We start from the raw sequence: 13,661 nt of genomic DNA on the forward strand, positions 1-13,661 counted from the left end.
CAGCAGGTCAATGACGCGCAGTTCGCGCTCAACGAGATGGAAACCACGCTGGAGCGCATGCGCGACCAGTTGCTGCGCCTGGATATCGAAACCCAAGGGCGGATCTCCAGCCGCCAGCAGTTCGAAGGGGATGCCTACGACGACTTCGACCCGTTGGAAATGGACCGCCATTCGCAGCTGCAGCAGCTGTCGCGGGCCTTGTTCGAATCCGCCTCGGACCTGCTTGACCTGAAGGAAACCCTGGCCCAGCGCGCCCAGGAGGCCTCCAGCCTGCTGCAGCAGCAGGCGCGGGTGAACAGCCAGTTGCAAGAAGGCCTGACTGCTACCCTGATGGTGCCTTTCGAACGTCTGGTGCCGCGCTTGCAGCGGGTGGTGCGGCAGGTGGCGAGCGAGCTGGGCAAGCAAGTGGAGCTGGTGGTCGGTAACGCCGAAGGCGAACTGGACCGCAGTGTGCTCGAGCGCATGGTGGCGCCGCTGGAGCACATGCTGCGCAACGCTGTCGACCATGGCCTGGAAAGCCGCGAAATGCGCCTGGCGGCCGGAAAGCCTGAGCAAGGTACCATTCACCTGAACTTGCTCCACGAAGGCGCCGACATCGTTATCGAAATGACCGATGACGGTGCCGGCGTGCCTCTGGAAGCGGTACGGCGCAAAGCCATCAAGCGCGGTTTGCTGGACCCGCAGGCGCGCTTGAGCGATCACGAGATCCTGCAGTTCATCCTGCGCCCGGGGTTCTCCACCGCCGAGAAAATCACCCAGATCTCCGGGCGCGGTCTGGGCATGGACGTGGTGCACGAGGAGGTCAAGCAACTGGGTGGCTCGATGAGCATCGAGTCGGCCCAGGGCAAGGGTGCGCGCTTCCTTATCCGCCTGCCGTTCACCGTGTCGATCAACCGGGCGTTGATGGTGCATCTGGGTGAGGAGCAGTACGCCATTCCGCTGAATACCATCGAGGGCATTGTCCGCGTGCCGCCAGCAGAGCTCGCCGCTTGCTATGAGCTGGACACGCCGCGTTATGTCTATGCCGGTCACGACTACCAGCTGCGCTACCTGGGCGAGTTGCTGCAAGGCCTGCCGCGCCCGGCATTGCTGGGGCAGAGCGTACCGCTGCCGGTGCTGCTGGTGCATTCCAAGGAGCAGTCATTCGCCATCCAGGCCGACAGCCTGTCGCCCAGCCGCGAGATCGTGGTGAAGAGCCTGGGCCCGCAGTTTGCTGCGGTTGCCGGGTTGTCGGGGGCGACGTTGCTGGGCGATGGCCGGGTAGTGCTGATTCTCGATCTGCTTGGCCAGCTGCGCGGCCAGCAGCGACGCCTGGCCCGCCTGCCCGGCGGTGGCCCGCAGCGCCAGCTGCTTGGCCCGGCACCGCGCAGGGCACTGCTGGTAATGGTGGTGGACGACTCGGTCACGGTGCGCAAGGTAACCAGCCGCCTGCTGGAGCGCCACGGCATGAGTGTGCTGACCGCCAAGGACGGCGTCGACGCCATGGCCCTGCTGGAAGAGCACCGGCCGGATGTATTGCTGCTGGATATCGAGATGCCGCGCATGGACGGTTTTGAGGTGGCCACCCGCATTCGGCGTGACGCGCGGCTCAAAGACCTGCCGATCATCATGATCACCTCGCGTACCGGGCAGAAGCACCGCGATCGCGCCATGGCCATCGGGGTCAATGAATACCTGGGCAAACCGTATCAGGAATCGCTGCTGTTGCAGAGCATCGCGCACTGGAGCTCGACCCATGCTTGAACTGATCGCCGGCCAGCGCAGCAGCCTGACCGGGTTGTTGCTGCCCTTGGGTGACCGCACCCTGGTGCTGCCTAATGTGGCGGTTGCCGAATTGAGCGGCCAGCGCAACCTGGTGTGCCAACCTGGCGAGCCGGCCTGGCACCTGGGCTGGATCGACTGGCGCCAGCAGCGTCTGCCGCTGGTCGGGTTCGAGGCGGCTTGTGGCGGCGAAACGCCGTGCGGCGAGCGTGCGCGTGTGGTGGTGCTCAATGCGTTGGGCGACACCGGCTTGCGCTATCTGGCGTTGTTGCTGCAGGACATCCCGCGCTCGTGCAAGCTCGACAGCCAGCTGAATTATGTGGATGTGGCGCTGGGTCGCCTTGAGCTCGCGGCCGTGCAGGTGGGTGAGCAGGTGGCACGGGTGCCGGACCTGGTGGCACTGGAAAGGCTGGTGCGTGACGCAGACCTGCAACCTGGCCTTGGGTAAGATTACCCGCGAAAGGGCCGCAACAGACATCATCAGGAACCCAGCCCGGCTCGGGAGGTCTGTGTTTGCATGTATTACGGTGAACGCTTCAACGCCTGGACCCACCTGGTCGGTGCCGTCCTGGCCTGTATCGGTGCCATCTGGCTGATCGTGGTTGCGGGCCTGCAAGGCGACCCCTGGAAGATCGTCAGCTTCTCCATCTACGGCAGTACATTGCTGTTGCTGTACAGCGTTTCCACCCTGTACCACAGCACCCGTGGCCGGGCGAAAGTGATCATGCGCAAGCTCGATCACCTGTCGATCTACCTGCTGATTGCCGGCAGCTACACGCCGTTTTGCCTGGTCAGCCTGCGCGGCCCCTGGGGCTGGAGCCTGTTCGGCGTGGTCTGGGCGCTGGCGGTGCTCGGCATGCTGCAGGAGATCAAACCGCGCAGCGAAGCGCGCATCCTGTCGATCATCATCTATGCCGTGATGGGCTGGATCGTGCTGGTGGCGGTCAAGCCTTTGCTGCGCTCGCTGGGCGTCGCCGGCTTTGCCTGGCTGGCCGCCGGCGGCGTGCTGTACACCGTGGGCATCATATTCTTTGCCCTGGACAGCCGCCTGCGCCACGCGCACGGCATCTGGCACCTGTTCGTGATCGCAGGCAGCCTGATGCACTTCGTGGCGGTGTCGTTCTATGTGCGCTAGTTAAAAGTCGCCCCACAACTGCTGGGCGACAGACAGCGCCACCACTGGCGCGGTCTCGGTGCGCAGCACGCGGGGGCCAAGGCGCGCAGCGTGGAAGCCGGCCGCCTTGGCCTGGTCGACTTCGGCCTCGCTCAAACCGCCTTCGGGGCCGATCAGGAAGGCCAGGGTTGCCGGTTTTTCATGGCTGGTGAGCGGTTCTGCCACCGGGTGCAGGACCAGTTTCAAATCCGCATTGCTGCTGCCCAGCCATTCGGCCAGGGTCAGCGGCGGGTGGATGACGGGCAGGGTCGAGCGGCCGCATTGTTCGCAGGCACTGATCGCCACCTGGCGCCAGTGGGCCAGGCGCTTGTCGGCGCGTTCATCCTTCAGGCGCACTTCGCAGCGTTCGCTGACGATGGGGGTGATTTCGTTGGCGCCCAGCTCGGTGGCCTTCTGGATCGCCCAGTCCATGCGCTCGCCGCGCGACAGGCCCTGGCCAAGGTGGACGTGCAGCGGTGAGTCGGCCTGGCCGGCGAAGGCCTGGTCGAGGTTGACGCGCACGGTCTTCTTGCCCACTTCGAGCAGCTGGCCGAGGTATTCCTGGCCGCTGCCGTCGAACAGTTGCACGGCGTCGCCGGCGGCCATGCGCAGCACGCGGCCGATGTAGTGGGCCTGGGCTTCGGGCAGGTCGTGCTGGCCAATGCTCAGGGGGGCGTCGATGAAGAAGCGGGACAGTCTCATGGATCAGCTCGGACGGAATGGGCTCATGTGACACTGTGGGAGCGGGTTCACCCGCGAATGCGGCGGCGAATCCACTATCGCATTCGCGGGTAAACCCGCTCCCACAGGGTTTGGTGGCAGGCTTGCGGGAGTTAACCCGGGTCGCGGAAGTCAGGGTGGAAGTTTGCGGGAACCGCCACGCTGACGCTATCACGGGTGGCGATGTCGATGCCTTCGCTGGCCACTTCGGCGAGGAAGTCGATCTGCTCCGGGGTGATTACATACGGTGGCAGGAAATACACCACGCTGCCCAGCGGGCGCAACAAGGCGCCACGGCTCAAGGCATGCTTGAACACTTTCAGGCCACGGCGCTCCTGCCAGGGGTAGGCGACTTTGCCAGCCTTGTCTTTGACCATTTCGATTGCCAGGGCCATGCCGGTCTGGCGGATCTCGGCCACGTGCGGGTGATCGGCCAGGTGAGCAGTGGCCGTGGCCATGCGCGTGGCCAAGGGCTTGTTGGCCTCGATCACGTTGTCCTGTTCGAAGATATCCAGGGTCGCCAGCGCCGCCGCGCACGCCAGCGGGTTGCCGGTGTAGCTGTGCGAGTGGAGAAACGCGCGCAAGGTCGGGTAGTCGTCGTAGAAGGCCTGGTACACCTTGTCGGTGGTCAGGCAGGCGGCCAGCGGCAGGTAGCCGCCGGTCAAGGCCTTGGACAGGCACAGGAAGTCTGGCCGAATGCCGGCCTGCTCACAGGCGAACAGGGTGCCGGTGCGGCCGAAGCCTACGGCAATTTCGTCGTGGATCAGGTGCACGTCGTAGCGGTCGCAGGCTTCGCGCAGCAGCTTGAGGTAGACCGGGTGGTACATGCGCATGCCGCCCGCGCCCTGGATCAGCGGTTCGATAATCACGGCGCTGATCGAGGCGTGGTGCTCGGCCAGGGTCTGCTCCATTACCTGGAACATGTTGCGCGAGTGCTCCTCCCAACCCATGCCCTCGGGGCGCAGGTAGCAGTCGGGGCTCGGTACCTTGATGGTGTCGAGCAGCAGCGCCTTGTAGGTTTCGGTGAACAGCGGCACGTCGCCCACCGACATCGCGGCGATGGTTTCGCCGTGGTAGCTGTTGGTCAGGGTGACAAAGCGCTTCTTGTCCGGTTTGCCGACGTTCTGCCAGTAGTGGAAGCTCATCTTCAGCGCCACTTCGATGCACGACGAACCGTTGTCGGCATAAAACACCCGATCCAGCCCGGCCGGGGTCATGGCCACCAGGCGCTCGGACAGCTCGATCACCGGCTGGTGGCTGAAACCTGCCAGGATCACATGCTCCAGCTGGTCGACCTGGTCCTTGATGCGCTGGTTGATGCGCGGGTTGGCATGGCCGAACACGTTGACCCACCAGCTGCTCACCGCATCCAGGTAGCGCTTGCCTTCGAAGTCTTCCAGCCACACGCCTTCACCGCGCCTGATCGGGATCAGCGGCAGCTGCTCGTGGTCTTTCATCTGGGTGCAGGGGTGCCACAGGACCTTCAGGTCGCGTTGCATCCACTGATCATTGAGGCCCATCGGCACTTCTCCTGGCTTTGCGGCGTGGTTCGACCGCGTAAGCCTAAGCAATGCCGCAGGGCAGGACAACCGCTGCCGTTCAATGGCGCTGTGTGCCGGTCCATTCAAGCTTGCGGATGTGCACGGTACCGGCCTGCGAAGTGGAGATGGTCAGGCGGCGGAACGGCCCGTCGATCACCTGGTGGTAGGGCTGCGTGGCGATGGGGCCGGGGCGCAGGTCGCGAAAGCCGCTGCCCTCAAGTGTGAGCCAGTAGAAGTTGCGTGGTGCCGGTGCGATCAGGTCGTAGTTGTGGTTCCCGGCATCGAACAGCATGTGCAGGTCGTCACCGAGGAAGTCGCTGACCACGTAGTATTCCAGCCGCAGGCACTCGACCTCCTGGGCGAAGGCGATTTCCACATCGCTGTGTTCGCCGATGACCAGCTCGGTGCCGTCCTCACCCTTGAACGCCTCATGAAAGCCGCTGGATGAAGTGCTGTTGGAGCGGATACTCAGCCCGGAGGGCGTGAGCAGGGTCTGCTTGTGCGGCAACGACTGGCGGTCAACTTGCTGGAAATGCTCTTCGAACATCATCTGCGTGCCCTCCTGGCGGGCTTCTGGCCATCTTCGCCAGCATCGCCTGCTGCCGTGTGAAACGGCTACTGGCAAAAATGTCAGTTGCCTAAAGCACTTGATGTCACTGCGCTGGCAGGGTTGGCGGAGGTGACGTATTCTTAACGCATCTCCCCGGGGCATTCCTGCCTCTCCCGTCTCTGCAACTTTTTACTCGGAGTTCGCCATCATGGCTGCTGCTTGGGTGCGCCTGTGCGCGTTGGTATTGATCGGTGTGTCCAGCGGCGCCGCGCTGGCAAAGGACAAGACACCCACAGCTATTGTGGTGGGCGGCGGCCTGGCGGGCCTGACAGCGGCTTACGAGCTGCAGAACAAAGGCTGGCAGGTGACCTTGCTGGAAGCCAAGGCGGGCATGGGCGGGCGCTCAGGCCTTGCCACCAGCGAGTGGATCGGTAACGCCAAGGCGCAGCCGGTGCTCAACCAGTACATTGACCGTTTCAAGCTTGAAACACTGCCGGCGCCCGAGTTCGTGCGTACCCCCGGTTACCTGATCGACGGCGAGTACTTCAGCGCCACTGACCTGGCCACCAAGCAACCGGCCACCGCCGAGGCGCTCAAGCGCTACGAGAAGACCCTCGACAACCTGGCACGCTCGATCGACGACCCGATGAACCCGCAGGCCACCAGCACGCTGTTCGCCCTCGACCAGATCAACGTTTCCAGCTGGCTGGACAAACTGCAACTGCCGGCCACCGCCCGTCAGCTGGTGAACCAGCAGATTCGTACCCGCTACGATGAGCCGTCGCGCCTGTCGCTGCTGTACTTCGCCCAGCAGAACCGTGTGTACCGCGGCGTCAGCGACCGCGACCTGCGCGCCGCGCGCCTGCCGGGTGGCAGCCCGGTGCTGGCCCAGGCTTTCGTCAAGCAGCTCAAGACCATCAAGACCAGCTCGCCGGTGACCGCCATTGTCCAGGACAAGGACGGCGTCACGGTCAAGGTTGGCAGTGTCGGTTATCAGGCCGATTACCTGGTACTGGCCGTGCCGCTGCGCGCGCTGGCCAAGATCCAGATGACCCCAGGCCTGGACGGCCAGCACGTGGCGGCGCTGAAGGGCACCAACTATGGCTGGCGCGACCAGCTGATGCTGAAGTTCAAGACGCCAGTGTGGGAAAGCCGCGCACGCATGTCGGGTGAAATCTTCAGTAATGCCGGCCTGGGCATGCTGTGGATCGAGCCTGCGCTGAAGGGTGGCGCCAACGTGGTGATCAACCTGTCCGGTGATAATGCCCGCCTGCTGCAGGCCTTCGGCGACAAGCAGATGGTCGACCAGGTGCTGATCCGCCTGCACGCGTTCTACCCGCAGGCACGTGGTGCGTTCACTGGCTACGAGGTCAAGCGTTACAGCGTCGACGCCGGTACCGGCGGCGCCTACCTGGCCTATGGCCCGGGGCAGATCAGCAAATACTGGCGCCTGTGGGAGCGCCCGGTGCAGCGTATCACCTTTGCCGGCGAGCACACCGATGCCTTGTACCCGGGCACCCTGGAAGGCGCCCTGCGCAGTGGCCAGCGCGCCGCCAGCCAGGCGCAGGACCTGCTGGCCGGCAAGTCGTTCGACCCGGCCAAAGCGGTACCGGTTGCAGCGGCCGCAGCCGGAGCTGCAGCAGCCAAGGACAGCAAGGGCGGGTTCTTCTCCAATATGTTCGGCGGCTCGTCCGACAAGGCTGACAAGGCACCTGCAAAGCCAGAGCTCAAGCAGGTCGATGAGGCCAAACAGGACAAGCCTGGCTTCTTCAAGCGCCTGTTTGGTGGGGATGACAAGCCTGAAGTGAAGGCGGAGCCCATCGCCAAGGCTGAGGAAGTGGTACCGGCAGTTGCGCCTGTGCCTGCTCCTCAAGTCGCGCCGTCCGCAGTGGTCAAGGAAGCGTCGGCCAAGCCTGCGGCGATCAAGGCTGCACCGGTCAAGCATGCCCCGGCGCACAAACCGGCGCACAAACCTGCCGAGCCCAAGAAGGCCACTGCCAAGTCCGAGCCTGCCAAGAAGGCCGTGGTCAATAGCCAGGCCAAAGCGAGCTGATTTACTGACCAGTGCTGGCCTCTTCGCGGGTAAACCCGCTCCCACAGTGCATGCACCACTGTGGGAGCGGGTTTACCCGCGAAGAGGCCGGCACTGGCAGGCGCGTACTCTCCGTCTATTGTTAATGTTTCCTTAATGGGAAGCTCAGAGAATAAATATCGTATTTCTCGATAATCCGAAGCAGTTTTTTCCGCTTTTATTCGATACGTTACGCGCTAATCTGTGCACAGCTTTCACGGGGAAACACGCCAACATGCAACTGCGCAATTCACCTTCTCGCTACGGCGTGGTCAGCATCGTCCTGCACTGGGGCGTGGCGCTGGCAGTCTTCGGCCTGTTTGGCCTGGGCCTGTGGATGGTCGGCCTCGACTATTACAGCCCATGGCGCAAAGCCGGCCCGGACTTGCACAAAAGCATTGGCCTGGTGCTGCTGGCAGTGATGCTGCTGCGTGTGCTCTGGCGCTTCATCAGCCCACCACCGCCAGCTCCGGCCAACCACGGCGCATTCACCCGCCTGGCGGCCAAGCTCGGCCATCTGGCTCTGTACATCGGCCTGTTTGCGGTGATGGCGGCCGGTTACCTGATTTCCACCGCCGACGGTGTTGGCATTCCGGTGTTCGGGTTGTTCGAAGTCCCGGCACTGGTCAGCGATCTGCCCGACCAGGCGGATGTGGCTGGCGTGATCCATCTCTGGCTGGCCTGGGGCCTGGTGATTTTTGCCGTGCTGCATGCCCTGGCAGCGTTCAAGCACCATTTCATCGACCGTGACGCGACCCTGACCCGTATGCTGGGCCGCAAAGCTTGACTCTCAACCTCAATTGCAAAGGAAGGAAGTAAGGATGTTGAAAAAGACTTTTGCCGCTCTGGCGCTCGGTACCGCTCTGCTCTCCGCTGGCCAGGCCATGGCTGCCGAGTACAAGATCGACAAGGAAGGCCAGCACGCGTTCGTCGACTGGAAGATCAGCCACCTGGGCTACAGCTTCATTCACGGTACCTTCAAGGACTTCGACGGCAACTTCAGCTGGGACAGCGCCAAGCCTGAAGCCAGCAAGATCAGCGTCGACCTGAAAACCGCCAGCCTGTGGTCGAACCACGCCGAGCGTGACAAGCACATCGCCAGCGCCGACTTCCTCGATGTGAAGAAGTACCCGGAAGCCAAGTTCGTTTCCACCAGCGTCAAGTCGACTGGCGACAAGACTGCTGACGTGACTGGCGACCTGACCATGCACGGCGTGACCAAGCCGGTCACCTTCAAGGCCACCTTCAACGGTGAAGGCAAGGACCCATGGGGCGGCGAGCGCGCTGGCTTCAACGCCACCACCACGCTGAACCTGAACGACTTCGGCATCAAAGGCCCGGGCGCGACCTCGCAGACCCTGGACCTGGATATCAGTGTTGAAGGCGTGAAGCAGAAGTAACTATTGCTCGGCAATAAAAAACGCCGCCCATTGGGCGGCGTTTTTATTTGCCTTTGCCGAGGATGAGCCGGCAAAGGCTGGCCTGGGTTTAGCCTTTTCGGGTCAACAAGGCCGGGCGCTCGCCACGCGGGCGGCTTGGCAGGTCATCCAGCTGCTCGGGCGTCGGGAAGCGGTCAAGCTTGGATTCCTTGCGGATGATCACGGGCTGTTTTTCGGGCTGGCGCGGGTTGCGCACGGCCGGCTCTTGCCGGGCAGCATCGTCACGCGCCGGGCGGCCACGGCCACCACCGCCATCACGACGGGCGCCGCCGCCGTTATTGGCGCGGGGTGGGCGTTTTTCGCCACCGTTGGAAGCACCACCACTACGCTGTTGGCCGCCACTACGCGCCTGGCCCTGGCCCCCGGCATTGCTGCGTGGGGCGTTACCCTGGCCCTGACCGGCACCAGCACCTGGGCGGCGATTGCGGCCTTGGCCTTTACCTTGGTACGGGCTCACGTAGTCGGCACGGTTACCGAAGTTATCCACATCGTCGTCCAGGAACGCTTCAGGATCGCGATCGGCTGGCGCTTTCGGCGTACTTGCGCTGCTGGCCTGCTGCTGTTGCTGCTGACGCGGCTTCTTGTCGCGCGGCTTGCGCGGCTGCTGTTGCCGGTCGCCGCTCTTTTCCTTGTCGGCCGGCTTGTCAGCAGCCTGCGGCTTGGCCTTGCCTTTATCCTTGCCTTTGTCCTTGCGGCCGCCGTTGGCGTCCTTGCTGCCTTCGCCGCGTGGCTGCTGGTTGCGACCGCCACGGCCGTTGTTTTGCGGGCGTTCACGTACTTCGGGCTTTTCGGCTTCTACCTGGCTGGCATCAAAGCCCATCCAGTCGCCGTCCGGGATACGCTGCTTGGTCACCCGCTCGATGCTCTTGAGCAGTTTTTCTTCGTCCGGCGCGACCATGGAGATGGCCTCGCCCGAACGACCGGCGCGGCCGGTACGGCCGATGCGGTGGACGTAATCTTCCTCCACGTTCGGCAGCTCGAAGTTGACCACGTGCGGCAGCTGGTCGATGTCCAGCCCGCGCGCGGCGATATCGGTGGCTACCAGCACGCGCACGCTGTTGGCCTTGAAGTCGGCCAGTGCCTTGGTGCGGGCGTTCTGGCTCTTGTTACCGTGGATGGCGGCGGCGGTCAGGCCGTGCTTTTCCAGGTACTCGGCCAGGCGATTGGCACCGTGCTTGGTGCGGGTGAACACCAGCACCTGCTCCCAGGCACCCAGGGTAATCAGGTGCGCCAGCAGTGCACGCTTGTGGCTGGCGGGCAGGCGGTAAATGCGCTGCTCGATACGCTCGACAGTGGTGTTTGGAGGGGTGACCTCGATGCGCTCCGGGTTGTGCAGGAGCTTGTCGGCCAGGTCGGTGATGTCCTTGGAGAAGGTCGCCGAGAACAGCAGGTTCTGGCGCTTGGCCGGCAGGCGGGCGAGGACCTTTTTCACGTCATGGATGAAGCCCATGTCGAGCATGCGGTCGGCTTCGTCGAGTACCAGGATTTCCACGTGGGCCAGGTCGACCTTGCCTTGGCCGGCCAGGTCGAGCAAGCGGCCCGGGCAGGCGACCAGTACGTCCACGCCCTTGGCAATGGCCTGGACCTGCGGGTTCATGCCAACCCCGCCGAAGACGCAGGCGCTGACCAGTGGCAGGTCGCGGGCGTAGACCTTGAAGCTGTCATGCACCTGGGCTGCCAGTTCGCGGGTCGGGGTGAGGACCAGTACGCGAGGCTGGCGCGGGCCATGCCGCTGCGACTTGTCGGGGTGGCCGGCCGGGAACAGGCGCTCGAGAATCGGCAGGGCGAAGCCACCGGTTTTACCAGTACCTGTCTGAGCGGCAACCATCAGGTCGCGGCCTTGCAACACGGCGGGAATCGCCCGCTGTTGCACGGGGGTCGGCTGGGTATAGCCCGCAGCCTCGATAGCGCGGACAAGTGCCTCGGAGAGACCGAGGGAAGCAAAGGACATGGGCGATCCTGTTCTCGTGTGGGCTGGGCCCGTAGGGATGTTCTGCCTGGCGCGACGGGCATCGGTGGGATGCGATCGCGTCCGGTCCAGCTGGGCTTTCACTGCACATCCGGGAAACGGAGGGTGGACGCGAAAGTGCGTCAATTGCCGATCGGGATGCCTGTTGCGAGGCCGAGCGTCCGGGCGTGAGCCGGGCGGGAAGGCCCGAGTATAACAGAGCTATCGCGCTGTGCCGCTTTCCTGCTGCTCAACGGCGTTGAGAATGCTTCCGATGTCGCCCGTATAGCGGTTGCTGATCGCCAAGAAGGCCGGTTCCTGCTTGAAACGCCGCAGTTCTTCGGCAAAGGCCAGGGCCAGTGCTTCTCGCCCGGGCTTGCGCACCAGTCCCAGATACTGAGGCTGGCGGCTGATCACCAGCGGCAGTTGTTCGACTTGCTGCTCAAGGCGCAACCGCTGGAGCAGGTAGTGGCCGACCTTGCGGTCGGTGATTGCCAGGTCCACACGCCCCAGTACCAGCTTGCCAAAGTTGGCTTCGTGAGTGGGCGCGGCCTCACGCTTGAAGTGTGGCGCCTCGGTGAAGGCCTTGCCATAGGCGTAGCCGGGGGATGTACCGACGCGAAGACCGGCGAGATCTGCGAGGCTGGTCACGCTATGGCGACGCGAATGTTGCTGGAACAGGACGAACTCCACAATCGACATGGGCTCGGGGGCATAAACCAGGTAAGGCTGGCGTGCCTCGGTCTGGAAGATGTCGAGAATACCATCTGCCAGGCCTTGCTCGACCATTGCCAGGCAGCGCTTCCACGGCAGGAACTGCCATTCCACTTCTACGCCCAGGCGGGCGAAGACCTGGGTGGTGACTTCGTAGTCTATGCCTTGCGGTTGGCCGTCATGTTCATACACATAGGGTGCCCAGTCGTCGCTCACCAGGCGCAAGCGCTCGGCCAGGGCCAACGGGCTCAGGCATATGAGCAGCAGGATCCAGAACAGGCGGGCGACGTGTGGCATGGCCGGAGATTACGCGCTCGGCCTGGGCAAGGCCAGTGCAGACGGTGTCCTTGTGTGCGGGCCCCACTCAACACCGGGAGGCCCGCAACAGATGTGCCTCGATATCCTTGCGCTGTTCGCCCAGCGACAGGCGCAGCCCCGGGTGGCGCAGGCACTGGCGCAGCCGGTCGGGCTCCATGTGGCCATGGCGGGCATTGAGGTTTTCCAGGGCCTTGTCCCACCAGGCCGGCGCGCAGGCACGGTCGAATTCGTTGGGGTAGGGGTAGCAGCCATACAGCAGCTCGCGGGCAAACTGGCGTTCGTGGCGCGGCAGGGTCAGGCTGAGCGCTTTATAGCCCAGGCGCTGCAAGGCCGGTGGTCGCGGCAGCTGGTCGTTGACCAGGGTGACGTCGGCGAGCGCGGCCTGGCTCAGGGGGGCTTCACCGTGCTTGCGCAGCCAGGCCTGGATCTTGGCACGGAATTGCGCCTTGCGGCTCCAGTAGTGGTGGATGACATCGGTGCATTCGGCCACCGCCAGCGTGCGGTAAGCCGCCACAGCCAGGCAGAACTCCTCGAGGGTGTAGGCCTCGCGTGCCAAGGGATGGAACTCGTCCATCATGGCAATGGAGCGGTCCAGAGTGCTGGCATCTTCGGCCGTAAGGCCGATCACTCCGGAGTTGACCAGTGGCATCTGGCAGTCGGCCAGGCCTCGGGATTCGAGGATCGCCAGCAGGTTCCTGTACAGCAGGCACTTCTGGTTGGCGCCATAGCGGGCGCCGATGGCGTTGCACAGCAGTTGGCCTGGCGCTACCCGGGCGAACAGTTGCAGTGGCGATTTGCGGAAGAACGTATCGGTATCGATCAGGACTGCCAGCGGGTGTTGCTGCAATACCTGTCGCAACAGCACATGCTTGCTGCGGAAGTGATAGCCGTGCGGGGCGTTCCATGCCTGGCGCGTGGCCTCGTCCAGCAGGTGGACGGTGACCGGGAGGCTGGCATAGGGCTGCGGGTTATCCGTGTAGACCTGGATATCCATGGCTTCGCCCGCAGCGCTGTCCAGGTGGGCGAGGGCGCTGACGATGCTGAAGCAGGCTTCCTGATGGTAGGTTGCCGGGCCAAAAGCCAGGTAGACGAGCTGTGGCCGCGAAGGCTGGAGATGCTGCATGGCTGGCAAGACCTGTGTAACCGGAAAATGAACAAGGCTTTAGTCTATGACCAAAGCCTTAATCATTTCTTAAGCAGACTTTGCCAAAAAGTTTCAGCGCGGCAGCTTCAGGTTGTTCCAGATCGCCAGGCTCGGTTCGGCCTGGTTCAAGGTGTAGAAGTGCAGGCCAGGTGCGCCGCCTTGCAGCAGCTGCTCGCACATGCGGGTGATCACTTCTTCGCCGAACGCCTGGATGCTGGCGGTGTCGTCGGCATAGGCTTCCAGCTGCTTGCGGATCCAGCGCGGGATCTCGGCGCCACAGGCGTCGGAGAAACGTGCCAGTT

Annotated in this window: 13 protein-coding genes; 6 read left to right on the forward strand and 7 right to left on the reverse strand. The window is 63.8% G+C overall.

The features are described 5' to 3' along the window. From HP547_RS19255 to HP547_RS19265, 3 genes are all read left to right on the forward strand, one after another. A partial coding sequence (locus HP547_RS19255) for a response regulator (RefSeq protein ID WP_172287100.1) occupies positions 1 to 1,743 on the forward strand: 1,743 nt, incomplete at its 5' end. Further along, positions 1,736 to 2,209, forward strand: coding sequence for a chemotaxis protein CheW (locus tag HP547_RS19260; protein WP_172287101.1), 474 nt, complete (start codon positions 1,736 to 1,738; stop codon positions 2,207 to 2,209). The genes HP547_RS19255 and HP547_RS19260, both read left to right, overlap by 8 nt. A 69-nt stretch (positions 2,210 to 2,278) precedes the next feature. Beyond that, a complete protein-coding gene (locus HP547_RS19265) occupies positions 2,279 to 2,896 on the forward strand; it encodes a hemolysin III family protein (protein ID WP_172227126.1) in 618 nt (205 codons plus the stop codon). Here HP547_RS19265 and HP547_RS19270 read toward each other — a convergent pair whose 3' ends face one another. The 3 genes from HP547_RS19270 to HP547_RS19280 form a co-directional block, all read right to left on the reverse strand. Further along, positions 2,897 to 3,616 (reverse strand): 16S rRNA (uracil(1498)-N(3))-methyltransferase, encoded by a 720-nt coding sequence (locus HP547_RS19270; RefSeq protein ID WP_172227129.1) that lies wholly within the window; start codon positions 3,614 to 3,616, stop codon positions 2,897 to 2,899. A gap of 131 nt (positions 3,617 to 3,747) precedes the next feature. Further along, positions 3,748 to 5,154 (reverse strand): adenosylmethionine--8-amino-7-oxononanoate transaminase, encoded by a 1,407-nt coding sequence (locus HP547_RS19275; RefSeq protein ID WP_172227132.1) that lies wholly within the window; start codon positions 5,152 to 5,154, stop codon positions 3,748 to 3,750. 79 nt (positions 5,155 to 5,233) lie between these two features. Further along, positions 5,234 to 5,725, reverse strand: a complete 492-nt coding sequence (locus HP547_RS19280) for a hypothetical protein (protein ID WP_172227135.1) — start codon at positions 5,723 to 5,725, stop codon at positions 5,234 to 5,236. Positions 5,726 to 5,933: 208 nt separating this feature from the next. Here HP547_RS19280 and HP547_RS19285 point away from each other — a divergent pair, with 208 nt between their 5' ends. From HP547_RS19285 to HP547_RS19295, 3 genes are all read left to right on the forward strand, one after another. Next, complete coding sequence (locus tag HP547_RS19285) at positions 5,934 to 7,778, forward strand: flavin monoamine oxidase family protein (protein ID WP_172287102.1); 1,845 nt, start codon at positions 5,934 to 5,936, stop codon at positions 7,776 to 7,778. Between the two features lie 253 nt (positions 7,779 to 8,031). Further along, positions 8,032 to 8,583: a cytochrome b gene (locus HP547_RS19290; protein ID WP_172227142.1), complete on the forward strand. Its 552-nt coding sequence runs from the start codon at positions 8,032 to 8,034 to the stop codon at positions 8,581 to 8,583. Positions 8,584 to 8,617: 34 nt separating this feature from the next. Continuing rightward, positions 8,618 to 9,196, forward strand: coding sequence for a YceI family protein (locus HP547_RS19295; protein WP_172227145.1), 579 nt, complete (start codon positions 8,618 to 8,620; stop codon positions 9,194 to 9,196). An 88-nt stretch (positions 9,197 to 9,284) separates the two neighbouring features. Here the strand turns inward: HP547_RS19295 and HP547_RS19300 are convergent, their stop codons facing one another. The 4 genes from HP547_RS19300 to HP547_RS19315 form a co-directional block, all read right to left on the reverse strand. Further along, the gene (locus HP547_RS19300) at positions 9,285 to 11,186 is read right to left on the reverse strand and encodes a DEAD/DEAH box helicase (RefSeq protein WP_172287103.1); all 1,902 of its coding nucleotides are present in this window, start codon (positions 11,184 to 11,186) and stop codon (positions 9,285 to 9,287) included. Positions 11,187 to 11,405: 219 nt separating this feature from the next. Beyond that, the gene (locus HP547_RS19305; protein ID WP_172231070.1) at positions 11,406 to 12,194 is read right to left on the reverse strand and encodes an ABC transporter substrate-binding protein; all 789 of its coding nucleotides are present in this window, start codon (positions 12,192 to 12,194) and stop codon (positions 11,406 to 11,408) included. A gap of 67 nt (positions 12,195 to 12,261) precedes the next feature. Further along, positions 12,262 to 13,338, reverse strand: coding sequence for a hypothetical protein (locus HP547_RS19310; protein ID WP_172231073.1), 1,077 nt, complete (start codon positions 13,336 to 13,338; stop codon positions 12,262 to 12,264). 93 nt (positions 13,339 to 13,431) lie between these two features. Beyond that, positions 13,432 to 13,661 (reverse strand): methylenetetrahydrofolate reductase (locus HP547_RS19315; protein ID WP_172287104.1); only part of this gene is annotated, 230 nt, incomplete at its 5' end.

Source organism: Pseudomonas sp. CM27 (assembly GCF_013179515.1).
Lineage (GTDB): Bacteria > Pseudomonadota > Gammaproteobacteria > Pseudomonadales > Pseudomonadaceae > Aquipseudomonas.